The 24864-nt window shown below is 64.3% G+C and carries 24 protein-coding genes; 9 read left to right on the top strand and 15 right to left on the bottom strand.

All coding sequences use genetic code 11. The features are described from left to right. Window position 1: 1 nt before the first annotated feature. From NUU27_RS01610 to NUU27_RS01595, 4 genes are all read right to left on the bottom strand, one after another. Window positions 2-1282 (bottom strand): MFS transporter, encoded by a 1281-nt coding sequence (locus NUU27_RS01610; RefSeq protein WP_257760297.1) that lies wholly within the window; start codon window positions 1280-1282, stop codon window positions 2-4. Continuing rightward, window positions 1279-1659 carry a hypothetical protein gene (locus NUU27_RS01605; protein WP_257760296.1) on the bottom strand — a complete coding sequence of 127 codons (381 nt, stop codon included), beginning with the start codon at window positions 1657-1659 and terminating at the stop codon, window positions 1279-1281. The genes NUU27_RS01610 and NUU27_RS01605 overlap by 4 nt, the downstream gene beginning before the upstream one ends. A 9-nt stretch (window positions 1660-1668) precedes the next feature. Continuing rightward, window positions 1669-3888: a TonB-dependent receptor gene (locus tag NUU27_RS01600; protein WP_257760295.1), complete on the bottom strand. Its 2220-nt coding sequence runs from the start codon at window positions 3886-3888 to the stop codon at window positions 1669-1671. Between the two features lie 161 nt (window positions 3889-4049). Continuing rightward, a complete protein-coding gene (locus NUU27_RS01595; RefSeq protein WP_257760294.1) occupies window positions 4050-4982 on the bottom strand; it encodes a LysR family transcriptional regulator in 933 nt (310 codons plus the stop codon). Between the two features lie 233 nt (window positions 4983-5215). Here NUU27_RS01595 and NUU27_RS01590 point away from each other — a divergent pair, with 233 nt between their 5' ends. From NUU27_RS01590 to NUU27_RS01580, 3 genes are all read left to right on the top strand, one after another. Beyond that, window positions 5216-5995 carry an alpha/beta hydrolase gene (locus NUU27_RS01590; protein ID WP_257760293.1) on the top strand — a complete coding sequence of 260 codons (780 nt, stop codon included), beginning with the start codon at window positions 5216-5218 and terminating at the stop codon, window positions 5993-5995. A 31-nt stretch (window positions 5996-6026) separates the two neighbouring features. Continuing rightward, complete coding sequence (locus NUU27_RS01585; RefSeq protein ID WP_257760292.1) at window positions 6027-7241, top strand: efflux RND transporter periplasmic adaptor subunit; 1215 nt, start codon at window positions 6027-6029, stop codon at window positions 7239-7241. 149 nt (window positions 7242-7390) lie between these two features. After that, on the top strand, window positions 7391-10639 hold the full coding sequence (locus NUU27_RS01580) for an efflux RND transporter permease subunit (protein ID WP_257760291.1): 3249 nt from the start codon (window positions 7391-7393) through the stop codon (window positions 10637-10639). Window positions 10640-10693: 54 nt separating this feature from the next. Here NUU27_RS01580 and NUU27_RS01575 read toward each other — a convergent pair whose 3' ends face one another. From NUU27_RS01575 to NUU27_RS01530, 10 genes are all read right to left on the bottom strand, one after another. Next, the gene (locus tag NUU27_RS01575; RefSeq protein WP_257760290.1) at window positions 10694-11260 is read right to left on the bottom strand and encodes a hypothetical protein; all 567 of its coding nucleotides are present in this window, start codon (window positions 11258-11260) and stop codon (window positions 10694-10696) included. Further along, window positions 11260-11859, bottom strand: coding sequence for a L,D-transpeptidase (locus NUU27_RS01570; RefSeq protein ID WP_257760289.1), 600 nt, complete (start codon window positions 11857-11859; stop codon window positions 11260-11262). The genes NUU27_RS01575 and NUU27_RS01570 overlap by 1 nt, the downstream gene beginning before the upstream one ends. After that, the gene (locus NUU27_RS01565; RefSeq protein WP_257760288.1) at window positions 11843-13009 is read right to left on the bottom strand and encodes a CpaE family protein; all 1167 of its coding nucleotides are present in this window, start codon (window positions 13007-13009) and stop codon (window positions 11843-11845) included. The genes NUU27_RS01570 and NUU27_RS01565 overlap by 17 nt, the downstream gene beginning before the upstream one ends. After that, complete coding sequence (locus tag NUU27_RS01560; protein ID WP_257760287.1) at window positions 13009-13614, bottom strand: TadE/TadG family type IV pilus assembly protein; 606 nt, start codon at window positions 13612-13614, stop codon at window positions 13009-13011. Before NUU27_RS01560 ends, NUU27_RS01565 begins: the two co-directional genes overlap by 1 nt. After that, on the bottom strand, window positions 13601-14113 hold the full coding sequence (locus tag NUU27_RS01555) for a TadE/TadG family type IV pilus assembly protein (RefSeq protein ID WP_257760286.1): 513 nt from the start codon (window positions 14111-14113) through the stop codon (window positions 13601-13603). The genes NUU27_RS01560 and NUU27_RS01555 overlap by 14 nt, the downstream gene beginning before the upstream one ends. Window positions 14114-14118: 5 nt before the next feature. Further along, a complete protein-coding gene (locus NUU27_RS01550; protein ID WP_257760285.1) occupies window positions 14119-15591 on the bottom strand; it encodes a pilus assembly protein TadG-related protein in 1473 nt (490 codons plus the stop codon). A gap of 144 nt (window positions 15592-15735) precedes the next feature. Beyond that, the gene (locus NUU27_RS01545) at window positions 15736-16029 is read right to left on the bottom strand and encodes a hypothetical protein (RefSeq protein ID WP_257760284.1); all 294 of its coding nucleotides are present in this window, start codon (window positions 16027-16029) and stop codon (window positions 15736-15738) included. Next, window positions 16016-17401, bottom strand: coding sequence for a type II and III secretion system protein family protein (locus tag NUU27_RS01540; protein ID WP_257760283.1), 1386 nt, complete (start codon window positions 17399-17401; stop codon window positions 16016-16018). Before NUU27_RS01540 ends, NUU27_RS01545 begins: the two co-directional genes overlap by 14 nt. A gap of 136 nt (window positions 17402-17537) precedes the next feature. Next, a complete protein-coding gene (gene cpaB / locus NUU27_RS01535) occupies window positions 17538-18437 on the bottom strand; it encodes a Flp pilus assembly protein CpaB (RefSeq protein ID WP_257760282.1) in 900 nt (299 codons plus the stop codon). 90 nt (window positions 18438-18527) lie between these two features. Further along, window positions 18528-18704, bottom strand: a complete 177-nt coding sequence (locus NUU27_RS01530) for a Flp family type IVb pilin (RefSeq protein ID WP_257760281.1) — start codon at window positions 18702-18704, stop codon at window positions 18528-18530. A 144-nt stretch (window positions 18705-18848) separates the two neighbouring features. Here NUU27_RS01530 and NUU27_RS25550 point away from each other — a divergent pair, with 144 nt between their 5' ends. The 6 genes from NUU27_RS25550 to NUU27_RS01505 all read left to right on the top strand — a co-directional run bounded on the left by NUU27_RS25550 (window position 18849) and on the right by NUU27_RS01505 (window position 23924). Continuing rightward, window positions 18849-18977 (top strand): ion channel, encoded by a 129-nt coding sequence (locus NUU27_RS25550; protein ID WP_374565280.1) that lies wholly within the window; start codon window positions 18849-18851, stop codon window positions 18975-18977. 332 nt (window positions 18978-19309) lie between these two features. Further along, window positions 19310-20704, top strand: a complete 1395-nt coding sequence (locus NUU27_RS01525; protein WP_257760280.1) for a CpaF family protein — start codon at window positions 19310-19312, stop codon at window positions 20702-20704. Then, window positions 20704-21672 (top strand): type II secretion system F family protein, encoded by a 969-nt coding sequence (locus tag NUU27_RS01520; RefSeq protein ID WP_257760279.1) that lies wholly within the window; start codon window positions 20704-20706, stop codon window positions 21670-21672. Before NUU27_RS01525 ends, NUU27_RS01520 begins: the two co-directional genes overlap by 1 nt. Window positions 21673-21682: 10 nt before the next feature. Continuing rightward, window positions 21683-22639 (top strand): type II secretion system F family protein, encoded by a 957-nt coding sequence (locus NUU27_RS01515; protein ID WP_257760278.1) that lies wholly within the window; start codon window positions 21683-21685, stop codon window positions 22637-22639. Window positions 22640-22875: 236 nt separating this feature from the next. Continuing rightward, entirely contained in the window at window positions 22876-23427 is a 552-nt protein-coding gene (locus NUU27_RS01510; RefSeq protein ID WP_257760277.1) for a tetratricopeptide repeat protein, read from the top strand. Window positions 23428-23429: 2 nt separating this feature from the next. Further along, a complete protein-coding gene (locus tag NUU27_RS01505) occupies window positions 23430-23924 on the top strand; it encodes a prepilin peptidase (protein WP_257760276.1) in 495 nt (164 codons plus the stop codon). A gap of 81 nt (window positions 23925-24005) precedes the next feature. Here the strand turns inward: NUU27_RS01505 and NUU27_RS01500 are convergent, their stop codons facing one another. Beyond that, complete coding sequence (locus tag NUU27_RS01500; RefSeq protein WP_257760275.1) at window positions 24006-24713, bottom strand: L,D-transpeptidase; 708 nt, start codon at window positions 24711-24713, stop codon at window positions 24006-24008. Window positions 24714-24864: the final 151 nt, after the last annotated feature.

Below are 24864 nucleotides of genomic sequence, written 5' to 3'. Positions count from 1 at the left end.
GTCACGGCTGGCCTCCCGTCCCGGTGGGCAGGACAGCGCCCGGCAGTTCCCGCGTGCCGGCGCGCAGCACCAGAAGGGTTGCGAGCACCGCGACGCCCGAAAGCGCGGCGGAGAAAGCGAAGAGGGCACCGTAGCCGAAAGCGTCGGCCAACATGCCCGAGCTCATGGATCCGACCAGATAGACGATGAGCTGAGCGCAGGCCAGAATGGTGAAATCCGTTCCCGGCTGCTCGGACGAGGTCACGCTCATGAACAGGCTGTAGAGGGCGACGATTTCCATATAGCGGATCAGCGTCTGGAAAGCGGAGGCGCCGTAGAGCGGCCAGACCCCGACGACGGCACCCAGAGCGTGCAAGGCGAAGACCAGGAAGCAGACGGTTCTCAGGCCGCCGAGCAGTCCCAGCACGGCGCCGGCGCCCCAGCGTTTCAGCAGGAGCGCGGCGATGACGGAGCCCGCCAGCCCGGCCGTCGCCGCAGAAGCGCCCGACAGATAGCCGATCGCGTCGAGCGGGATGCCGGCGTCGACGAGATAGGACCCTTCCATGGCCTTCACCAGACCTTCGCTCGCCCTGTAGATGAGCGCGATCCAGAGGATCTGCCGCGCTTCGGGCCGGCGCAGGAACGCCATGATGGATGGCCGCGAGAGCGCCGTTCCGGCTTGCGTCGGCGCGGGGTCCGCCTCGCGCATGGCAAAGGCGGCGGCGAGCGGCAGCAGCGACAGGAGCGCGATGGTCACCAGCATGACGGTCCACCCGGCATGGCGATAGAGCACCAGGCCGAGCGTGCCGCCGACGATGACGCCGAAGGCCACCGCACCGCCCTGGATCGCGTTGCCGATCGGCCGGTCTTCGCGGTTCAGGTGTTTTGCCGCATAGCCGTCGGTGGCGATGTCCTGGGTTGAGAGCAGCAGCGAGGCGACGAAGCCGATGGCGAAAATCGCCCAGACATTGGCTGGTCCGGCGGCGATCAACGACAGGATCGATGCGATGATGCCGCATTGCGTGACGATCACCCAGCCGGCGCGATGCGCGCGGGCGAACGGCCGCACGCGGTCGACGACGGGCGCCCACAGGAACTTCAGGACCAGCGGCAGCAGGAGGATGGAGAAGAAGCCGATCGCCGTTCGCGACACATCCTGTTCACGCAGGATGGGCGGGATCGCCGCCGCGAAGAGATAGGTGGGTATGCCCTGGGCGACGTACAGGCCGGCGAGCACGCAGAAAAGCCGGTAACGGTCGGGGCCGATCGCGCGCCGGACGGCGGCGGCGGGCTCGTCTGTCATGACGTCCTCCCGGCCGGCAGATGGGTGGCAAGGAAGGTCTCGGCCTCCGCCCGGCTTCGCGTCACCAGCACGGGAAACGTCCAGAGACCGGAGAAGGTACGCTGCATCTCCGGCGTCGGGTTCTCGCGCAGGACCGCCACGGCGCGACACGTCGCGTTCATTTTCCCGCGCGTTGCCTTGAACCAGAGATTCTGGGCCCGGCGGTGCTCGTGGTCGAGGTCGAGCCTGCCGTCAAAGGCGACGAGGAGGGCGAAGGGGGCCGTTTCCCCGGCGATCTCCTCGAGCGCCTCGATGTAGCGTGCACCGTCGTTCCGTTCGGCCGGCTCTGCGACGACCAGGGAGAGGGTGGCTCCTTTGCGGCGCAGGTGAACGGCCATCACGATCCCCTAGAAGGTCTTCGTGTACGCGGCGAAGATCGTGCGCCCGAGGCCCGGCACGGGGGCGCCGCGTGTGGCGGTGGCGGTCGGGTTGATGTAGAATTCGTCGAAGACGTTGCGGACGGCGATGCTGAGTTCTCCGCCATCGGCGAATTCCTTCGACAGGGCGAGATTGACGAGCGTGCCGCCGTCGAGGTTCTCGCCTTCGACACGGTCTCGTCCGGAGAAATACTCGATCTCGCCACGTGCCTTCAGGCCGTTGCCGAAACTGGCACTGACATAGGCAAGGCCCTTCCAGGTCGACGGGATGCGGTTGTTGGGAAGATACTCGCCGTTGCCGATCGAGCCGTCGCGGTTGGCGTCGTACCTGCCTTCCTGATAGGCGAGCAGGCCGCCCACGGTGAAGATGTCGTTGACCTCGTAAGCGGCCGTCGCCTCCACGCCCCAGATGCGCTCCTTCTGCTGGCTGACACGGTTTGCCACCACATCGTAATTGACCCCGTCGTCTGAGGTGGAGAGATAGGCGCTGATGGTGCCGCGGAAGACGCCCCAGTCACCGCGCAATCCGGCCTCATAGGTGTTGACGAGCTGCGGCTCCGGAGCGATGTCGCTGTAGCTGATGGCGAAATCGGGAACACCCGAACAGCCATAGATGGCGGCGAGCGCTCCATAGGCATCGCAGATCTCGGCGAGGGAATTGACGCCGGCGCGGCGCGTGAAGGCGCCGATGTCGGTGAGGCTGTATCCTTGCGAGAAATTGCCGAACAGCTGCAGTTCGCTGGTAACGTCGAACACGGCACCGGCGTTGAAGCTGAAGGCGTTGTAATCGAACGAGCCGCCGGCGACGTTGACCGCCGGATAAAGATGGGCGAGCGAAGTTGCCGGATAGACGACGGCGGCCGGTCTCAGGAAATCGTCGACGGTGAGAAAGAACTGGTCGAAGCGCACGCCGCCCTGGACGCGAAACCGGTCGGTGACCGGCATTTCGAGCTGGGCGAAGGCGGAGAGCGTGTGCTGCGACATTGGCGCGATCGCATCGTCGCCGTTGGTCAGTTTTTGCCTGGTTTCGTCGTAACCGTAGTCGGCGCCCCAGGTCAGCGTGGCACCTTCGCGAACAAGGTCGATCGGCGTGTTGATCGTGAGATTGACGCCGGTGCGCCGTGTCTCCAGCGCCGACTGGTTGAACCAGGCCGTCGGGTTCAAGGGATCGCCGGAATAGTAGACCATCGAGTTGACGGAAGAGAGGGTGGTGAACGGCGAACGCTTGCTGATGTCGTTGTAGAACGCCTTGATCTCGAGATTGCCGAGAACGAAGTCGCTGTCGGTGTATTTGCCGGTGAGGTATTTCGAATCCTCCTCCAGCGGCTCACCGGTGTAGGCGGAAGAGAAATCGGGCCGCACCGGGTCGGCGGTGTAATCCGTGAACCAATCGGGCTTCTGCCGCGCATAGGTCCAGTCGAAACTCATCTCGAAGCGCTGCGAGCCGGTCTCGTAACCCACCGAACCGAACAGGTCGGCAGAGCCGGTCCGGTCGCCGCCGCCCTGGCCCAGCATGGCATCCGAGGCCATCTCGTTGCCATGCCCGTCATAGGTGCGCCGTGTGAGGTCTCCGGTGGCGGACAGGAAATAGTCGAAATTGTTCTGGCGTCCCTCGACGCTGAGGCTTGCCTCAGGGGCTGCGGACCGGCCGGGATTCGTCGTGGATACCGAAAGGCCGGTGCGCATCGTGACGGTCGGCTTGTCGCTCGTTCCGCGTTTGGTGATGAAGTTGATGGTGCCGCCCGTGGCGCCCGCGCCGTAAAGGCTCGATGCGCCGTTCACCACCTCGATTCGCTCAACCGTGTTGAGGTCGATCAGGGAAAGGATGCGCGATACGTCGCGCAGCGGCGTGTTGCGCGGCACGCCATCGACCATGATCAGCACGCTGCGGCCGCGAAAGGTCTCGGATGCGCCCGAGATCGTCTGGTTCGAGGGGGAATAGCCGGGAACGAGGCGTGAGATGAGATCGTTGGCGTCGGGCGACAGCTTCATCGCCTCGCGGACGTCTTCCTCTTCCAGCACCTGGACGGACTGGGCGACGCTGGCGATCGAGCGTTCGTCACGGCCGGCCGTCACCAGAAGGCGGTCGAGCAGCGTCGTCTCGCCGCTTCCCGAAGCCTGTTCCTGTGACCAGGCGGCGGTTGGAATTAAGCAGATCGGTAAGAGAAATGACCAAGCCCGGTTACGCATTGCACCCCCTCGCATCCCGTAAAACGATGTGGCTTGGCGCATACAGCCTGGCTGCGAGCGTGCTTAAGAAACATGAATAATAATGTCAAGTTTATAGTCGGGCGAGCACGCGTATTCCGTGCGTGGAACACGTACGGACACTGCGGAGACGAAGCCTCAGTTCAGGACGGCTGCAGGATCCCGGGCTCGCGATCGATGCCCGAACCCGCCAGGAGATTGGCGATCCAGTCCACGAACACGCGCAGCTTGTTGCTCAGGTGCCGGTTCGGCGGATAGACGACGAAGAGAGGCATAGGCTCCCGGCTCCATTCCGTCAGCACGGGCCGCAGGCTGCCGTCGGCAAAGGCGTCGCGGACCATGAAGAGCGGCGCCTGCACGATGCCGGCGCCCGCCTTCGCCGCCGTGATGTAGGTGACCGCCTCATTGGTCGAAACGATGTAGCGCCCGTGCACCTCGACCTCCGTCTCCTTGTTGCGGAAGTGGAAGGGCTGCTGCCGTCCGGTCTCCGCCTGGAAAAACCCCACGACGTGGTGGTCGCGTTCGAGATCCTTCGGGTGCCGCGGCTCGCCTAAGCGCTCCAGATAGAGCGGCGCGGCGCAGGTCACGAAGCTGATGGCGGAGACACGCCTGGCGATCAGCGACTGGTCGGCGATGTCGCCGGCGCGGATGGCGCAGTCGACGTTCTCGCCGAGGATGTCCACCGGCCGGTCGGAAATGCCGAGGTCGAGCTGGATGTCGGGATAGCTGTCGTGGAAAGCGCACAGCGCGGGGATCAGGACGAGGTTCGCGATGGCCCCCGACATCTCCACCCTCAGCTTTCCCTTGGGCAGGCGCTGCGAACTCGCCATGCTGCTGTCGAGCTCGTCTATCTCCGCCAGCAGGCGCACGGTCCTGTCGTAATAGAGGGCCCCGTCGGGCGTGACGAGCACGCGGCGCGTGGTCCGGTTGAGCAGTTTGGTGCGCAGATGCGCCTCAAGCCCCTGAATGAGCTTCGTAACGGTCGCCTTCGGTATGGCGAGCATATCCGAGGCGCGGGTGAAGCTGCCGGTCTCGACGACCCGGACAAAGGTGCGCATGGCGGTGAGCTGATCCACGGCGATCTCCATGGGGAATAATTATTCCTATGTAGAAATAGTGAAGTCATAAACAAGAGACTTTTTCCAGGGGAGAACGATCCCCATTTCCATGGAAATTCAGCGCGGCACGTCGGCTCCAGACAGAATGTTGTCAGGAGGGATGTGCAATGAAGCGCATCACAAGGGACAAGGCTGTCGGGCGAATGAGCGTGAGTTGGACAGAAGGCGTGATGGAGAGCGACACCTGCCAGGTGCCGGTGCGCGTCTATCGGCGCGCGGCGTTCGACAAGACGCCGCCGCTCGTGCTGCATCTGCACGGCGGCAGCTTTCTCGGCGGGTCGCCCGCCGAAGGCCACAACGTGTCGATCGAGCTTGCCGAAGCCGGCGCGGTGGTCGTGGCCGCCGATTATTCCAAAGCGACCGAGCATCCTTTCCCGAAAGCGCTCGAGCTTTCCTTCGGTCTCCTCGGGCGCCTGTGTGGCTTGCGCGCAAAACTCGCGGATCGGAATTCCGCCCTCTATGTCGCCGGCGAGGAAGCGGGCGGCAACCTTGCCGCAGGGCTGGCTCTGATGGCGCGCGATCAACATGTCGGCGGGTTGCGCGGGCAGATCCTTCTTTCTCCGATGCTCGATCCCTGCATGGCCACCGGTTCTTTCCGCGATGGCAGCGCCAGCTCCAAGGGCTGCCGCTGGGCCGAGGGGTGGAACCGCTATCTGGGCTTTGCCGCCAATGCCTGCCATCCCTATGCCGTGCCGGCCTATTGCGAGCGCCTTGCGAGCGCCGCCCCTGCGCTCGTCGTCACGGCCGAGGACGACCCGATGCGCGACGAGAGTCTGGATTACGCGCGGCGGCTGCGCCAGGCGGGCGTAAGCGTCAGCAAGCATGTGTTGCCCGGGCCGACCGGGTGGCCCGCTTCCTATTCTGGATCGAGGCAGACTCGACCCGGATGGGGGGAAGCCATCCGTGCCCTGTTCGTAAAATTTTTCAAGGAAACAGGAGCGTTCTCCCCTCAAGCGAAGCTCTCGACCTGATTCGGCCTGACTGGCCTCAAGGAGATTGATCATGACGAAAATTGCTGCGAGCCGGCTCCTGTGGGGCGCCGGACTAACACTTGTTGCTTCGATTTCGGCCGGCGTGCTGGCCATGAACACGTTTCACGTGCAGGACGCCAAAGCCGAATCCGCCGAAGCGGCGCCGCAGGCCATGCCCGTCTCGGTGGCGGTCGTGGAGCCGCGGGACGTCACGACGTGGCAGGAGTTCTCGGGACGGCTCGAGGCGGTCGACCGCGTGCAGATCCGCTCGCGCGTGGCCGGCGCAATCCAGGCCGTGCATTTCCGGGAGGGAGCTCTGGTTGAGGAGGGCGATCTTCTCGTCTCCATCGACCCGGCACCCTATGCGGCGGCGGTTGCGCAGGCGGAAGCCGTCGTCGCTGCCGCAAAAGCTCGCGTCGAACTCACCCGGCTCGAGCTCGAACGCGGCCGCAAGCTGGCGCAAAACCGCACCGTCTCGCAAAGCGATCTCGATCAGAGGCTCAGCGCCTATCACGAGGCGGAGGCGAGTCTCAGAGCGGCGGAAGCCGCGCTGCAGACGGCACAACTCGATCTCGGCTACACGCAGATCCGCGCGCCGATCTCGGGCCGCGTCGGCAAGCTCGAGATCACCGGGGGGAACCTCGTTGCGGCCGGCGCCGGCTCGCCGGTGTTGACGAGCCTCGTGTCGGTCGATCCGATCTATGCGAGCTTCAGCGTCGGCGAAGATTACGTGGCACGGGCGCTGACCGAGCTTCCGGCACGGTCTTCGGGCGCGCGCGATCTCAAGCAGATCCCGGTGGAGATCAGCGTGTCGCAGAGAGAGCCGATCCGGGGCGAGCTGCAGTTCATCGACAACGAGGTCGACACGGCAAGCGGCACCATTCGCGTTCGGGCCGTCTTCGACAATGCCGAGAGCCAGCTGATCCCCGGACAGTTCGCCCGCGTGCGTCTCGGCCAGGCGAACGCGCGTCCCGAACTGGTCATCAGCGATCGGGCCATCGGAACCGACCAGGACAAGAAGTTCGTGTTCGTGGTCGATGGCGAGAACAAGATCGCCTATCGCCAGGTGCGGCTCGGGCCGACCGCGGAGGGGCTGCGTGTCGTGGAGGACGGGCTCGATGCCGGTGAGCGCATCGTCGTGAACGGCCTGCAGAGGGTGCGCCCGGGCGTCCTGGTGGCGCCGCAGCCGGTGTCCATGGCGCCCTCCGGGCAGGCGGTCGCCGGCGCGGATGCGGCCTCGCAGTAAGCCGACGGGGCAACCCCAGTGGTCTGACCGAAACAGATGGTACCCATCTGTTGGGATCGCACCGCTAGGCACGTGATCTGATGGAATTTCGCGGGTGACCTTTTCGGTCATCCGCCGATGTCAATCCCGCTTCTGGAAGGGCGGTTGCAATGAATATTTCTCGCTTTTTTGTCGATCGTCCGGTTTTTGCCGGCGTCCTTTCGGTCCTCGTGCTGGTCGCCGGCCTTTTGGGCCTGCGCGCCTTGCCGATCTCGGAATATCCCGAGGTCGTGCCGCCTTCCATCGTCGTGCGGGCGCAATATCCGGGCGCCAATCCGAAGGTCATCGCGGAGACGGTCGCGACCCCGATCGAGGAAGCGATCAACGGCGTCGAGGACATGCTCTACATGTCGAGCCAGGGCACCACCGACGGCCTGATGACGCTGACCGTCACGTTCAAACTCGGCACCGATCCCGACCGGGCGCAGCAGCTGGTGCAAAACCGCGTTGCCCAGGCCGAGCCGAGACTTCCCGAGGAGGTGCGGCGGCTCGGCGTGACGACGGTCAAGAGCTCTCCCGATTTGACCATGGTCGTGCATCTCCTGTCGCCGAACGACCGCTATGACATCACCTACCTGCGCAATTACGCGGTGCTCAAGGTGAAGGACCAACTGGCGCGGATCGAAGGCGTCGGCCAGGTACAGGTCTTCGGGTCGGGCGACTATTCTATGCGCGTCTGGCTCGATCCGCAGAAGATCGCCGAGCGGGGCCTGTCGGCGAGCGAGGTGGTCGGCGCGATCCGCGAACAGAACATCCAGGCGGCGGCCGGCGTGGTGGGCGGCGCACCGAGCCTGCCGGGCATCGACCTGCAGCTTTCGGTCAACGCGCAGGGCCGGCTCAGAACGCCGGAGCAGTTCGGCGACATCATCGTCAAGACCGGCGAGGGCGGCGAGATCACGCGGCTGCGCGACATTGCCCGCGTCGAGCTCGGCTCGGCCGAATACGCTCTGCGCTCGCTGCTCGACAACAAGCAGGCCGTCGCCATCGGCATCTTCCAGGCACCGAACTCCAACGCCATCCAGATCTCGGACGACATCCAGCAGGTCATGGACGAATTGCAGCTCACCATGCCGGAGGGCGTGGAATACCGCATCGTCTACGACACGACGCAATTCGTCCGCGCCTCGATCGATGCGGTGGTGCACACGCTGCTGGAGGCGATCGCGCTCGTCGTGCTCGTCGTCATCGTCTTCCTGCAGACCTGGCGAGCCTCCATCATCCCGCTGGTGGCCGTCCCCGTCTCCATCGTCGGCACCTTCGCGGTCCTCTATGTCTTCGGTTTTTCGATCAACGCGCTGAGCCTGTTCGGACTGGTGCTGGCGATCGGCATCGTGGTCGACGACGCCATCGTCGTGGTGGAGAATGTGGAACGCAACATCGAGGAGGGGCTGTCGCCGCGCCAGGCCACCTACCGCGCCATGCGCGAGGTCTCCGGTCCGATCGTCGCCATCGCCCTCGTGCTGGTGGCCGTCTTCGTGCCGCTGGCGTTCATCTCCGGGCTCACGGGGCAGTTCTATCGTCAGTTCGCGTTGACGATCGCGATTTCGACCGTGATCTCCGCCTTCAACTCGCTGACGCTGTCGCCGGCGCTGGCAGCGCTCCTGCTGCGCGGGCACGATGCACCTAAGGATTGGCTCACCCGGTTGATCGACAGCCTGTTCGGCTGGTTCTTCCGCGGCTTCAATCGGGTCTTCGGCACGAGCTCGAATGCCTATAGCAGGGGCGTGCGCGGCATCCTTTCGCGCAAGACCCTCATCATGGGGCTCTATCTGGTGCTCGTCGGCGCGACGGTGTTCGTCTTCAACAAGGTTCCGGGCGGGTTCGTGCCGGCGCAGGACAAGCAGTACCTCGTCGGCTTCGCCCAGCTTCCGGACGGCGCGACGCTCGACCGGACCGAAGAGGTGATCCGGCGCATGGGCGACGTCGCCCTCGATCAGCCGGGCGTGGAGAGCGCGATCGCGTTCCCCGGCTTGTCGATCAACGGTTTCACCAACAGTTCGAATGCGGGCATCGTGTTCCTTTCGCTAAAGCCCTTCGAGGAGCGGACGACACCGGACCTTTCCGGCGGTGCCATCGCGATGCAGCTCAATCAGAAGTTTGCGGGCATCCAGGAGGCGTTCATCGCCATGTTCCCACCGCCACCGGTGCAGGGGCTCGGCACGATCGGCGGGTTCAAGCTGCAGATCGAGGACCGCAACGGTCTGGGCTATGAAGCGCTCGATGCGGCGACCAAAGCGTTTCTCGGAAAGGCGTATCAGACGCCGGAACTGGCTGGCCTCTTCTCCAGCTATCAGATCAACGTGCCGCAACTCTACGCCGATCTCGACCGCACCAAGGCGCACCAGCTCGGCGTGGCGGTGACCGACGTCTTCGAGACGCTGCAGATCTATCTCGGCTCGCTCTATGTCAACGACTTCAACCAGTTCGGCCGGACATACTCCGTTCGGGTCCAGGCTGACGCGCCGTTCCGCGGTCGTGCGGAGGACATCGGCAAATTGGAGGTGCGGTCGCAGTCGGGCGAGATGATTCCGCTCTCGGCCCTGTTGAATGTGCAGCAGAGCTCCGGGCCAGAGCGTGCCATGCGCTACAACGGCTTCCTGACGGCCGACATCAATGGCGGGCCGGCTCCGGGCTATTCGTCCGGCGAGGCGCAGGCCGCCGTCGAGCGTATCGCCGAGGAGACGCTGCCGCCCGGCATCGGCTTCGAGTGGACGGACCTTACCTACCAGCAGATCCTGGCCGGCAACTCGGGCGTGATCATCTTCCCGCTGGCGCTGCTCCTGGTGTTCCTGGTGCTGGCGGCACTCTATGAGAGCCTGGCGCTGCCGCTGGCGATCATCATGATCGTGCCGATGAGCATCCTGTCGGCCCTGACCGGCGTGTGGCTCACCCAGGGCGACAACAACATCTTCACCCAGATCGGATTGATCGTGCTCGTCGGACTGTCCGCCAAGAACGCGATCCTGATCGTCGAGTTTGCGCGCGAGCTCGAGTTTGCCGGGCTCTCCCCGAAGGATGCCGCGGTCGAGGCCGCGCGCCTCAGGCTGCGCCCCATCCTGATGACCTCCATGGCCTTCATCATGGGTGTGGTGCCGCTCGTCTACTCGACTGGCGCGGGGGCCGAGATGCGGATCGCCATGGGCATCGCCGTTTTCGCCGGCATGATCGGCGTCACCGCCTTCGGCATCTTCCTGACCCCCGTCTTCTACGTGCTTTTGCGGGCGCTCACGGGCAACCGGCCGCTGAAGCATACGGGGGAGGGCACGATCCCGGTCGTTCCCGCGAAGGAAGAGGAGGGGGCGGCCAATCAGCCGACCGTGCAACCGCTCCTGCGTGCGGAGTCAACCGACGCCGCATGAACGACCCAAAACAATGCGAGCGATCGTCCCGTCTTCATGAAAAGGCGGGACGATCTAGCGCATCTTTTTGTAGTACACCTTGCCGTCGGGGCTCTCGAGGCGCTGATATGAGGCGCTCGGCTTGGGCGGGGCGGTCCGTGCCGGGCGCGCGCCGGCCTTGGCTGCACTCGTTGCAGCCGGCAGGTTCTCGGCGACCTTCGCCGGCGCGGACGCCGGATCGGTGACCGGTTCGTCGGGCGGGCGGCTCGCGTAGCCTATCCCGTCGAGGCGACGCTCGGCAAAGGCCTGCAGGGAGCGTTCCTGGCGATCGATCCTGGTGGCGAGGTCGTAGAACTGACCCTGAAGATTGCGGTTGAGGAGATCGAACTGGCTCTGCAGGCCGTTGTTCACGCCGTCGAGCCGTGCCTGAAGGCGCTTTTCAAATGACGCGAGATCTTCCAGCCTGCCGTCGAGCGCGGTGAGCTCGCTCTTCGCCTTGTAGAGGTACACCGCCGCCATCACGTTGATCACCGTGATGGCGAATGCCGCCGCGACCAGGACCGAGGGGAAACCGCTTCTGCCGCCAGCGGCCAAGCTGCGGGTTTCGGCCGCGTCCCCGGTCAGGGAATCGATCTTCGTCATCATTGCACCACCACCCTCGTTCCGATGCCGACGCGATTGAAAAGGTCGACGGCATCCGTGTTGGTCAGGCGAAAGCAGCCCGAGGTCCCGTCAAAGCCGACGCCGTCCGGATCATTGGTGCCGTGAATGCGGTAGAGCGTGTCGCGGCTGCCTTCGTACAGATAAAGCGCCCGTGCGCCGAGCGGATTGTAGGGGCCGGCCGGAACGAACTCCGGCAGGCCCGGCTGGCGCCGGCGCATCTGTGCCGGCGGACGCCAGTCCGGCCATTCGCGCTTGGCGCCGATGCGCACCGTGCCTGTCCATCCGAACCCGTCGCGCCCGACGCTGATCATGTAGCGCAGGGCGCGGCCGTTGCCCTCTACGAGGTAGAGCGCCCGTTCGTCCTTGCGGATGACGATGGTTCCGCGCGCCTGGTTCGTCGGAAAGGAGACCTGCTGGCGGAAGCTCGGTCCCATGGCCGGCAGAGGCGGGCGTTTGTGCCCGCGGACCGCGACCGTCGTCTGCGCGCCGATCTCGCCCGCCGGCAGGATGATCAGAGCAAGGCCGATGATCAGCGCCGCCGGGAAGGCGTGCCGGCGCGCCTCAGCGTTCCCGGTCATCCAGGCACTCCTTGAAGAGTTTTGCGAAATCCTTGTTCAAGCGGGCGCGGGCGTGCACCTCCGTGGGCAGCAGGGCGCGGTTGAGGGCGTCGGTCAGAAGCTCGCGGTCATAGGGAACCGAGCGGATGCTCTTGTCCTTGAAGATCTTCTGCAGTTCGCGGTGCGAGAAGTGGTTTCCGAAAAGCTTGCGCTTGTGCTTGTTGGCGACCAGCGTGATGCCGTCGGCGCTGTTGTTGCGCAAGGCGCGGATCTTCAAATAGAGCCGCTTGGCCTGCCTGAGCGAGGCGATGTTCAGCTCGAAGACCAGGAAGATCCGGTCGCTGGCCGAAAGGACCGCGTTCGACCAGGGCGTTTCCACATGCGGCAGGTCGACCACCACATCCTCGAACCGGTAGGCGGCGAGATCGAGCAGCCGCAGCACGAAGTCGCTGCCCCTGGGCTCATAGGGAAGGGCGGGGCGCTCGAACGTGTAGAGCGTGAAGCCGGGATCGCGCGTCAGCTTGATGACGTCCATGAGCTCGACGTCGAGCCGATCCGGCTGGCCGATCACCCCGTCGAGATCGAATTCGTTGAACAGATTGAGATAAGCGCCGCAATTGGCGTTCTGGAAATCGAGATCGACGAGACAGGTGTCGGCGGCGCGCTGTTTGGATTTCCTGACGAGATGGTCGGTGGCGGCAAGCGCCATGGTGGTGGCTCCGGCGCCGCCGCCAGCTCCCACGCAGGTGATGATGCGGCAGCCATGCGACTGGTCTCCGCTGTCGTGGAAGGTCACCGCGCTGATGAGCTCCTTGGCGTCGACGGGCTTGCGCAGCCAGTCGGCTGCGTTGATGCGAACGAGATTGCGCATGCGCTCCGGAGGCAGTTCCGCCGAGACGGCGATGATCGGCACCTGCCCCCACGAGGCGCGCGCGGCCGCCAGCCGCCGGTCGTCGAGCATCACCCCGTCGGCGACATCGAGCACGATCAGCGTCGGCCGGTTGTCCTTTCCGGCCCCGTTGAGGAACTCCTCCACGCCGCCGGACTGGACGTCGTAGATTGCCAGCGCTTCGAGCCGTGCGGCGATCTCGCTGCGGAAACCGTCGTCCGACGAATAAAGGGCGACGCGTTTGCGCCGAGTCGGCTGAACCTTCTGGTGGATGGCGTTCATCAGAACGTGCTCTTCATATCTTCGCCCGTCACGGTGCTGAGCATGGAGGGCATGGCGATGTTGGTGAAGCCGAGCAGCCCGCCCAGAAAGAAGAACTGGAAGGTCATGCCCTTGAGCTTCACGGTGATGGTCGGCACGGCGCCGCCCGGCCGCGTCTGATACCCGAGGCCGCTGCCGGTGTAGCTGACCTCGACGTTGCCCGGCGTCAGGCGGGGGAAGACGTCGCACATGCCGCGCCGGACACCGGCGGCCGAGGTGCAGTCGCTGTCGTCCCCGTAAAAGATTCTGTTGAATTCCACCGGCTTGCAGTCGGTGCCGCCGGTACAGGCAAAGCCGTAGGCGAGCGAGGGATCTCCGGGAACGGGCGGGCTTGCATTGCCGGCGCTCGCCACGCCGTCGATCAGGGGATCGGAAATCGAGGCCATCCGCGCGCCCACCTGGACGGCGCTCGATGCCGCGTTCCATTGGTAATAGGCGTAGCCCAGATCGACGAACCCCAGGGTGAGCACCAGGAGCAGCACGATGCTGATGCTCATCTCGACCATCGCCGCGCCGTTTTCCTCGGTCTGCAAACGCCGGATCGGCGATCTCTCACCACCCCACATAGCGCTCCTCCTGTGAGGCGGTCAGGGTCACGGTGCCGAGACCGATATAGGCAAGCAGCGAGGCGTCCGCGGGCGGTACGGCAAAGCTCGTCGCCGCGCGCACGGTGTAGACGTAGTCGCCGTCGCTCCGATAGACCTGCACGTCGGAAACCACGGCATCGGTCTGCAGGTAGTCCTGATCGACCGTCACCACGGCGGTGGTCCAGCCGCTGACGCGTGCCGCACCGGTTCCGGAGACGTTGCCGAAGACGGCGATGTTGCGGGCGTTCGCCTCGCAATCGAGCGCCGGCTGGAACGTCTGATTGCAGCGTGCCGCATAGCGCGCCGCATCGCGCAGCCCGGCCTCGATCAGCAGCTTCTTGTAGAAAAGGTTGCCGAACTCGAAGACGCCTGCCGAGAGCGCGATCATCAACGGCGTGATCAGCGTCATCTCGACGAGGACGGAGCCGCGCTGGTCGCTGCAAAAACGTCTGGCAAGGGAGCGGGTCGGGTGCGGCATGGTCATCACCTGTAGAGCTGCACGTCTTCGCGCACGAAGTTGGTCATCGTGCCGCGGCCGTTGACGCCGTCGATGTCGACGATCTCCGCCATCACCACGTTGCCGGTCACCGCTTCGGTGAGGAAGAAGCTCGCAAAGCCGATCGCCGGCGGCGAGCCGGACTGACCCTGCAACTGGGTCTGCACGGCGGGGTCGGAGCAGTCGAGGACGGCGGCGTGGATCATCCGCCGCTTCGCATCGCCGACGGTGGCATGGCATGCGGGCGTGCCGATTTCGCCGCCGAGCGAAGCATCGCCCACCAGGTTGTGCGCGATCTCGTATTTGTAGAGCTCGTAGCGGCTCGGCGGGTTGCTGTTGGAATAGGCGTTTCCATCCTCGTCGGTGAAACCGGCCATGTCGGCCGCGCTGAACCCGTTGGCACTGAGATAGCCTTCGTAGTCCCACGAGCCGTTGCCGATCTGTCCCGAAAACGCGGTGTCGGGAGTGAGCGGGCGAAACCGGGACGGGTCGGTTGCAAGCTGCATGTCGCACGCATTGCTGCCCGGATTGCCGCCCTTCGGGGTGTACATGAAACCTTTGCGGATGTTCGGCGCCGGCGGCCAGCTCGCATTGGACTTCGAAGGGAAGGCGCCGGCGCCTTTGGCGTAGATGTCGAAGCGGGTGTTGAACGCGGCCTTCGCCTTCTCCGTCAGATTGCCCGTCTGGGTGTAGACCTGCCGCCGGCTGACGCATTCAGGGAGAGTGCCGCGCGCCAGGTCTTCGGCCAGCTTGTCCTCGCCATAGCCGTGGTCGTCCTTGGGCCGCAGGAAGCCGAAATTGCCTGGCCCCCACGACGTGCCGCCGACCACCAGCTTGATGCTCCGGCGGTAGAAATTGTCATCGGTGGCGACGGTGTGGAAATCCTGGCCCGGGAACGGGTTGCAGATGAAGAGCGGCGTCATCTCGCAGATGATGGCACCCGAATTGCCGGCAACGGCGACGGCGCCCACGTTGAAACTGTTGCTGCCGCCGAAGAAGGAGGCGGAGAAGACAGCGGAAAAGCCGACCGGACTGACGGTGACTTCGACGAACTGCGCCTCATGGGCGAAATTGACCTCGTCGGCGATCACCATGCTCGCCGGGATGGGATCGCTGTCGTTTGCCGGCAGGCTTCTCAGATAGCGTCGGGTGATGCCGGCGCTGGTCAGCGTCTGCTGCGTGCCGGCATTCGAGAAGCGGTAGGTGTTGTCGACCAGATTGGCGATCGCGCGATTGGCCCGGGTGATGGAATCGGATCGGCCGTCCAGTTCCGCCGCGGCGGCGATGGCGAAGGCGTCGGCGCCTTTCTGAAGGTCGTTCTTGAGGCCATTGGCGCGCGAGATGTCGACGACCAGCAATGCGAAGCCGATGATGACCGGCAGCATGATCGAGACGAGGATCAGCGCGACGCCGTCCTGGTCGTCCTTGAAGCGGCTGGCAAGATGGAGCATGTCTTTCATCATTCGGCCCCGTCTGTTTCGATCGCTGTCCTTCTTCGTTGCCTTCTGCCGTCCTCTGCGAGCGCTGCCGGAGAGGACGCAAGCTGTTGATCTGGTGGGGCGATTTTTCCTGGCAGATGGGCATCATCTGCCAGGATCGCACCACTAGTTGACGTTCCCGACGTTCACCGTGACGTTCGTTTGCGGCTGTGCGCCGGGCTTCTGGGAATCCTTGTACTTGCGCACCGCATCGGCTGCGCGGGTTCCATCCGTGCCGATCGCCAGGTCGTGGGACGCGGGATTGAACGGCTGGTCGGCGTGCAGCAGCCGGTTGTAGCCCTGGGCATTCCCGGCCTCGAGCGTGACGGTGTCATAGTGGTTCATGTAGTCGGCGCACCCAGACAGAAGGATGCCAAGGCAGGCCGGCAGGATGAAGCGGACAGTCCTATTTCTTGACATAGATCATCTGGTCCTTCGGAACGTCGAGCATATGGCCGTAGGGGCCGGTGACGCCTTCGCCGAGCTCGTAGGCGCGGATGACCTCCTTCGTCACCTCGAGCTGGCCGAGCAGGAAGAACTCCGGATCGTTGGCCGGCCGCTTGCGGTCGAGCGGCGTGGCGACCTGCTGGCCCGGGCCGGCCGGCCGCACGAGGCGCGGCGTGACGATGATCACGAGGTCCGTCTCGTTCTTGATGTAGCTCGAGGAGCGGAAGAGGGCGCCGAGCACCGGCACCTGGCCGAGCCAGGGAACCTGGCTCTGCAGCTTGCGGTTCGTCGACTGCAGGAGACCGGCGATGGCGAAGCTCTGGCCGTCGCGCAGTTCCACCACCGTCGAGGCCTTGCGCGTGACGAAGGCCGGGATTTCGATGTCGGCGGTGCGGATGGTGGTCGTCGGATCGACCTCGCTCACCTCGGGATTGAGGCGCAGGTTGATCTTGCTGTCGTCGAGCACGATGGGCGTGAAATTCAGCTTCACGCCGTATTCCTTGAACTCGATGGTGATTTCCCGTTCGTCACGGGCAACCGGGATCGGCACCTCGCCGCCGGCCAGGAAGCTGGCCGTCTCGCCCGACAGGGCCGTGAGATTGGGTTCGGCAAGGCGCCGCGCCAGACGCTTGTCCTCCAGCGCGCGGATGACCACGTCGACATTGACGCCGGCGTCGATGACATTGGCGATGAGCGTGGCGAAGGGTGCGTTGCCGGTCGCGAAGGTGCCGGCAACGGCGCCGATCTGCCCGAGGATGGACTGCGAGCCCGGCGTCGTTCCATTCGGATTGCCGCTGTCGGCCGCACGCCACGAAACCCCGAGCTCCCGCCCCGCGTTGCGCGCCACTTCCAGGACGCGCACCTCCAGCGTGACCTGCTGGCTGTCCTCGACGGTGACGGCGTTGATGATCGGCTCCGCCGTGTACTGGGCGGCGACTTCCAGGATGTGCGCCAGCGTCTGCCCGTCCTTGACGCGCCCGCCGAGCCGCACGCGGCCGTTCACCGAGCCGACCTGGATGCGCGCCTTCGGCGCAATCTGGCGGATCGCGATCGCCATGTCCTCGCGGTCGACGCCGACCTCGACCTCGATCACGCCCAGCGAGCGCCGCTGATCGGAGAAGAGATTGATCGAGGTGGTGCCCACCCCCTTGCCGATGATGTAGAGCGTCCGGTCGGTCATCGGCTGCGCATCGGCGATCTTGTTGTCGGCGATCACCATATCGCCGAGCACATCGTTGATCTGCACGGTCACCGATTGCGACATGGGAAGGAAGATCCGGTGAACCCTGGCGCTCGAAACGTCGATGCGCCGGTCCGCCGCACTGGCCGCCGTGGCCAATCCCATCGCCGCGACCATCACAAGCAGGGCAACTGCGCCCCCAGCCCTTGCGAAACCCTGAGTCCTTGCAAAAAACTGACCCATACCAACTCCCCCAAGTTGATTAGCCGACTCAATCTAGCACAGTCCTGAACGGCAGTGGTTAACGCCGGGGGACTTCGTAGACCTCGTGGTCCGTTCCGCGATAGACGTTGATGGAGGCGCGCCTGGGCTTTTGCGGCTTGATCACCGCCGGCACCGGGCGAACCGGCGGCTCGGCAACGGCCAGCTTCAGCGGCGGTTCGGGTTTTTCCTTCGGCGTGATGTCGGGCAGGCCGCCGGCCAGGTCGGCGAGCGTGACGCGATCGGTGTTTTCACCCTTGTTGGAGGCCACCTGGCGCAGGGCGAGCGAAAGCTGCCCGATGTCGGCGGCGAGCGTCAGCTTCTGCGCGTCCTTGGTGCTGACCTCCAGCGTCACGGATTTGACCACGGTCGGGTTGTTGCGGTTTTCGTCGGCCAACTGGTCGATGGCGAGCACCTTGATGCTCTGCAGCAGCACGTCGACGAAGGCCTGCTCGTCGCCGCCCGAATTGCGCAGCTTGCGCGTGAGGAGGATGTCGACCCGGTCGCCCGGCAGCACGAAGCCGGCTACGCCCAGCACGTCGTTGACGCGGATGGAGACCGCGCGCATGCCCTGGGTCAGCACGGCCGAGAGCGTGGCGCGCTGGCCGGGCCCGGTGATCTTGCTGTCGAGGATGGGCTCGTTGGCGCTGATCGCCGTCAGGGCCTGGCGTTCGCCCTTGTCATCCAGAAGCTCGGCCCGCGTGCGGAAGGCGCCCTGCGGCACGGCGTCGGCCGGCCACGGGATCTCGCGCAGCCGGTCGCTGCTCAGCGTTTCGCCGAAGCGAAGCGCGACGGCGGCCACGACGATGGTGTTCTGCGGCCCCGCCTCGGCCTTTGCGAACTGGCTGCGCTGGCTGCTCAGCCAGACATTGGCCAGCACCACGGCGACAACGCCGAAGACGACGGCCAGAAGAATCATGATGACTGAGTTTGCCCGCATTGCCCCGCCCTCATCTGGATATTCTTGCTTGATCTTGTCCAGGAAAGGTGTTCAGGCCCGGTCGCCGTGCGCTCCGGGCCTGAAGAATAGTCACGCGCCGAGTGCAGTCTGCAAGGCGCCCCAACGGCTGGTTATCCAGACCGCGATCGCTGCAATGGTTGCAATAACCGCCGCAGCGATAAGCCCGATCAGGATCGAATACTCGATCATGGCTGCGCCCTTTTCGCTGTCACGGAACGTCTGCGCTAAGTTTATGAGCTTTTTCATGTACTTGACTCCTGTTCGGACTCTCAACGCGACGGTTTTGTGAAGCATTGGCCCCCAATGTCCTCAACTGTCCCCGTCGGCTGCATCTTATTGCTCGGCTAAAAAACCTGTCAAAGAATTTAACGCAAACTTAACCCTGTCAGGCTGACGGAGGTAAATCTGATATCACATAACACATTGATTTATTTTTATTTTTCGTTCTTAACCATCATCACAATTGGTTACGGTAATCGTAGTCAAAATCCGCCAATTAGGGGAAATATACATAATTGATTATATTAATCGTCGCGATTTCGGCGATGGATACCCCAAAATCAGCAATGAAAATTAGAACGTATACCAAAAGTTTGGTAGTCAATACCTCTTTTGAGGTAAGCGCGATGCGGGTCCATGGTTCTGTTCGTGCTAAGTGGGATTTATCACATCTAATTGTAAAATATGAAAAAATATATCGCTGCGTGAGGCTTTTGCATCGGTGGTCGCGCAATTTTCTTTCGCCATTAACTTTGCGGTTAACAGTGTCTTGATAGTCTGACTAAAAAGTGGCTGACTATACCTGGGACGAGATAAACGCACACATCGAACAATGCTGCAGGCGGGTGGCCATGTGGGGCAGATTTTCGAGAGGCAACGGTGCGGATGCCGCGCATCCTGAACCGTCATCGATCACCGCAGTGATCGCCGAGCCGCAGCGGCAACCGGCGGTGGAGCCGCAGGCGCGTGCCGTCGCCGACCGTCATCTGTCGCTGAAGGTCGACCTGCACGGCCATTTGCTCGAGCGTTACAATCTGGCCGCGCTGGACACGGCCTCGCGCGATGAGGTGCTCGACGAGATCCGCCCGCTGGTGCGCGAGTTCGTGCGGTCGGCGAACCATCCCGTGAACGCGCGCGAACTGGACCGGCTGACGAGCGAGACGGCCGACGAGATGCTGGGGCTCGGGCCGATCGAGCCGCTGCTCAAGGACGAGACGATCTCCGACATCCTCATCAACACGCATCGCCACGTCTATGTGGAGCGCGGGGGCCAGCTCGAGGAAACGCCGATCCGCTTTCGCGACGAGGCGCATCTGTTGCGCATCGTGCACAAGATCGTCGCCGCCATCGGCCGCAGGGTGGACGAATCCCAGCCGATGGTCGATGCGCGCCTGGAGGACGGCTCGCGCGTCAACGTGGCCGTGCGGCCGGTCTCGGTCGACGGCCCGCTGGTGTCGATCCGCAAGTTTTCGCGCAATCCCTATTCGCTCGAACGGCTGATGGCCTTCGGCTCGATCCGTCCGCCGATGATCGAGTTCCTGCGCATCGCCGTCGAGACGCGGCAGTCGATCCTCATCTCGGGCGGCACCGGCAGCGGCAAGACCACGCTGCTCAACGCCCTGTCGAACCACATCTCGCCGCGGGAGCGCCTGATCACCATCGAGGACGCGGCGGAACTGCAACTGCAGCAGCCGCATGTCGGCCGGCTGGAGACGCGTCCGCCCAACGTGGAAGGCAAGGGCGAGGTGCGCCAGCGCGAACTCGTCAAGAACGCGCTGCGCATGCGGCCCGACCGCATCATCGTGGGGGAGGTGCGCGGCGAGGAAGCCTTCGACATGCTGCAGGCCATGAACACGGGCCATGAAGGCTCCATGACCACCATCCATGCCAATACGCCACGCGATGCGCTGTCGCGCCTCGAGCAGATGATCGGCATGGCGGGCATGCCGATGAGCCAGGAATCGATCCGCGGGCAGATCGCCTCGGCGCTCGACATCATCGTCCAGACGCAGCGCCTGTCGGACGGCGGTCGGCGCGTCATCTCCATTGCCGAGATCACCGGGATGGAGGGCAACGTCATCCAGCTGCAGGAGATCTATCACTTCGTGCGCAAGGACGTGACGGCCGAGGGCAAGATCGTCGGCGAGTTCCGCGCAACGGGCGTGCGGCCGCGCTTTGCCGAGGAAGCCGCCACCCAGGGCCTCTCCTTCTCCAGGGATGCCTTCAACCCGCAGGTGGTGTTGTGATGCTGACCGGGCAAACCCTCCTATACACCGTCTATGTGCTGGCCGCGGCCGCGGCCATTCTGGTGATCGAGGCGTTCTATCTTCAGTTCGCGCGCCGCCGCGCGCGAAACGGCACGATCAATCGGAGATTGCGGCGCCTTGCCGACGACACGCCGGCCGAACAGGCCCTGAAAGGTCTGTTGCGCGAGCGCGGGCTGAACGAGGCCGGCGACTTCGCTTCCGGTTTCATCGCGCTGAACCGGCTCTACACCCAGTCCGGGGTGACCGGAAGCCCGCTGGCGTTCATGTTGATGTTTGCCGCCGCCGCCATCCTGGTCGCCGTCCTGCTGCGCATCGTCGGCGTGTCATCGCCGCTGGCGGCCGCAGCGTTCGTGTTCGTCGCCGTGGTGCTGCCCTGGCTGTTCCTGAGGCGCGCACGCAAAAAACGCATCAAGAAGGTCGAGAACCAGCTTCCCGACGCCCTCGACATGATCGTGCGCTCCCTGCGGGCCGGCCATCCGACGACGGTTGCCGTCGGCCTGGTGGCGCGCGAGATGCCCGATCCGCTGGGCACCGAGTTCGGCATCGTCGCCGACGAGGTGAGTTTTGGACAGAGTCTTGAAAGGGCTGTCCGCAAGCTCGCCGAGCGCGTCGGCTTCGAGGGGCTTCACCTGCTTTCGGTGTCGCTCTCCATCCAGGCGAAGACCGGCGGCAACCTGACCGAGATTCTCGCCAACCTCTCCCGCGTGCTGCGCGAGCGTTCCAGGCTGCGGCTCAAGATTCGGGCGCTGGCGGCCGAGGGGCGCATGTCGGCGATCATAATCTCACTGTTTCCGCTGGTCATGTTCGCCATCCTGCTGGTGATCGCGCCGAGCTATTACGGCGATGTGTGGGACAATCCACTGATCAAGCCGGTGTTCGTGATCTTCGGCGTCTGGGCTCTGATCGGCGACTACATCATGTATCGCATGGTCAATTTCGACTACTGAGGGGCGCGGGATGGAACTGTCCGGCATTCTCGCAAACTCGGGTATCCTGGTCTCGACGGCGGTGTTCGTCGCGGCCATGGCGATGTTCCTGTTCGCCGCGCTGGTCCTGTCGCCGGCGATCCAGACCCGGCGCCGCGTGAGCCAGCAACTGCTCGGCGAGGGCATCCCCAGCCGTCGCTCGCTGGCCGCCCAGACGGAACTGTCGCGCATCGCCGCGCGGCGGCCCGTCGAAGCCTATTTCGAGGCGATGGAGAAGGAGCGCGGCGAGCCCGATGCTCTGGAGGCGCGCCTGTTTCGAGCCGGCTTTCACAGCCCGAGCGCGCCGGCGCTCTATGCGCTGTCGCGCATCGCCCTCGTCATCCTGGCCTTTCTCGGGGTCTACCTTTTTCTCTCGGCGTTGCTGCCGGCAGCCATTCCGAGCTTCATTCCCCTGGCCGTCGCGGCGTTCCTCGGGCTCGGCTGCATCGTGGTGCCGAGCATCGCGCTCGATCGCTTCGAGGCGCGGCAGAAGGAGAAATACCGGCGCGGCTTTCCCGATTTCATGGACATGATGGTGACCTGTGCGGATGCGGGAATGAGCCTGGAAGCCGCTGTCGACCGGGTCAGCAACGAACTTGCCGGGACGCACAAGGCGCTCGGCATCCAGCTTGCCATCATGACGCTGCAATTGCGGGCCGGAAAACCGCTGCGCGAGGGCCTGCGCGAGCTGGCCGAGCGCATCGGCATCGAGGAAGCGCGCTCGCTGGCGGTCCTGTTCCGCCAGTCGGAGGAGCTGGGCACCAGCCTCACGGAGGCGCTGCGCGTCTACAGCGACGAGATGCGGTCGCAGCGCATCCTGCGGGCGGAGGAAAGAGCCAACGTCCTGCCCGTCAAGATGGTGATCCCGCTCGGGCTCTGTGTCTTCCCGGTGGTGCTGATGATCGTGATGCTTCCCGTGATTATCCGGATGAGGGGTGTTTTCTTTTAGTGCGATGCGCAGATTCAAGGACTTGCAGCGTCCTTTGCGCGTCCGAATGGACCGACGGCGCTGTAGTGGTGCGATCCTGGCAGACGGTATCATCTGTCAGGAAAAATCACCCCGACAGATCAACAGCTTGTGGGCTGACGTGTTCAAACGGATGGGTACCATCTGCTTGGGTCAGACCACGAGTTCGTGCTAAGCTGGCTAAACGAGGATGCAGAAGCCGGGGGGCAGGGGGACAGATGAGATGCTTTCGAGTTGAGGGGCTTTGCTGGGTGCTTGTCGCTGTGGCCCTGGCGGGGTGCCAGTCGACGGCCTTGACCGACGACGGAGTGGTCCGCACGAACGAGCCGGAGACTTCCGAATTCACCTCCTTCGCAGACACGTTCAAGGGACTGAAGACGGTTTCGGCCGTCGACTATTACTCCTCGGATCAGGCGGTGGCGGCGGCGAAGAACCAGTTCCGGCAGGAGAACTACGGCAATGCCGGTGCGCTGTTCTACAAGGCGGTGCAACTGGCGCCGAACGATGGCGAGGCGTGGCTGGGGCTTGCCGCCTCCTGCGATCGCATCCGCCGCTTCGATCTTTCCGACGTGGCCTATCGACAGGCGCACCGTCTGGTCGGCTCGACGGCCGCATATTACAACAATGTCGGTTATTCCTATCTGCTGCGGGGCAACCTGCAGGAAGCGCGGCGAAATTTCCTGAAGGCCTACGAACTGGCGCCCAACGACCCGACGGTCGCGAACAACCTCCAGCTCCTCGCCTCGAGCGTCAAGACCCTGCAGCGTTGAGCATGCTGACCGCGGCCCTCGTCATCTTGCGGGTGCTCGTCGTCGCGGTTCTTTTGCGCATCGCGTGGAGCGACCTCAAATTGCAGAAGATCGCCAATCGCGACGTGCTGCTGCTCGCCGCCGGCGGGCTCGGCATTCTTTGCGTGTCGGCACTGCAGCGGGACGAATGGATGAGCCTGCTCGGACCCGTGGCGACATCGTTCGTGCTGTTCGTCGTGCTGCTCGTCTTCTGGCTGATCGGAACGCTCGGGGCGGGCGACGTGAAGCTGATGGCGGCGGTTCCGCTGGTCACGGGCAACGACCATCTTCTGCCCTTCGCGCTCTTCCTGCTGGTCTTCGTTCTGGCAACCGTTTTCCTCATCAGGAACCCGCTCCTCCTGCCGGAGAAGATGGTCGAGAAGTACATCGCGGTTCTCGATCGGAAGGGCATTGTGCCGTTCGGCGTGCCGATCTCGATGGCGCTCCTGTGCACCATCGTCCTGCAGGCGGTCCGGTAGGCCATGCGTCCTTCGGGACGCCCCGTCTTTTGCTTTTCCGTATGTACGCGCAGATGCCCGGCTCTCAGTCGGCGTCGCCGGTCACGGGCGTACGACGACCTGCGTGCCGACCGCCACCTGATTGTAGAGATGGATGACGTCTTCGTTGACCATGCGGATGCAGCCCGATGAGGTGGCTGTGCCGACGGTCCACGGCTGGTTGGTGCCGTGGATGCGGTAGAGCGTGCTGCCGATATAGAGCGCCCGCGCCCCGAGGGGGTTGTCGGGTCCGCCGGGAACGTGGGCGGGCAGGGCGCGCCCCTTGGCCTGTTCGCGTTGCCGCATCTCCGTCGGCGGCCGCCAGTCGGGCCATTCCCGCTTGTCGGTGATGCGATCGCGGCCGGACCAGCTGAACCCTTCCTTCCCGACCCCGACCGCATATTGCAGCGCCTTGCCGTCGCCGAGAACGTAGTAGAGGCGCCGATCGGAGGTGTCGATCAGAATCGTTCCTTTCGGATAGGGCTCGGTGAAGGCGACGGTTCTGCGCGGGATGGGGCTGTGCCTCGGCACGTCGCTCCCCGGTGCAGCCATCGCCGTGCCTGAGGGGCCGATCACCGCATGCTGCTCCGAATCGTAGACCCAGGTCCGTGGATCGTAGCGCCCTTCCGCCAGCGCCGGGGCGCCATTCAGCGCGATGAAGACCGAGAGCAGCAAGGCGAGGACGGCAAGCGTCCGCCAATCGCGGTGCGGGCGAGAGAGGGCGTTTGCCGCAGACCCGCCGTCGCAGGACGGTCCATTGCCTTTCACCATGGCGCGCAGTGTCCCTTCGCGATTTCGATCCCAAAATCTTGGGGCGATTCTAGGCAGCTCGTCCCCAGCCGTCTTTATCTCGCAACAATTGGAATTTAATGAAATAGAAAAATCCAATTGGACTTTATTTTTTACAGCCTGGATTGTAGGT

Origin of the sequence: Nitratireductor sp. ZSWI3 (assembly GCF_024655565.1) — a bacterium.
Classification (GTDB): Bacteria; Pseudomonadota; Alphaproteobacteria; order Rhizobiales; family Rhizobiaceae; genus Nitratireductor.
The sequence above is the reverse complement of the archived record's forward strand: the minus strand, read 5'-3'. Positions and strand labels throughout refer to the sequence as shown.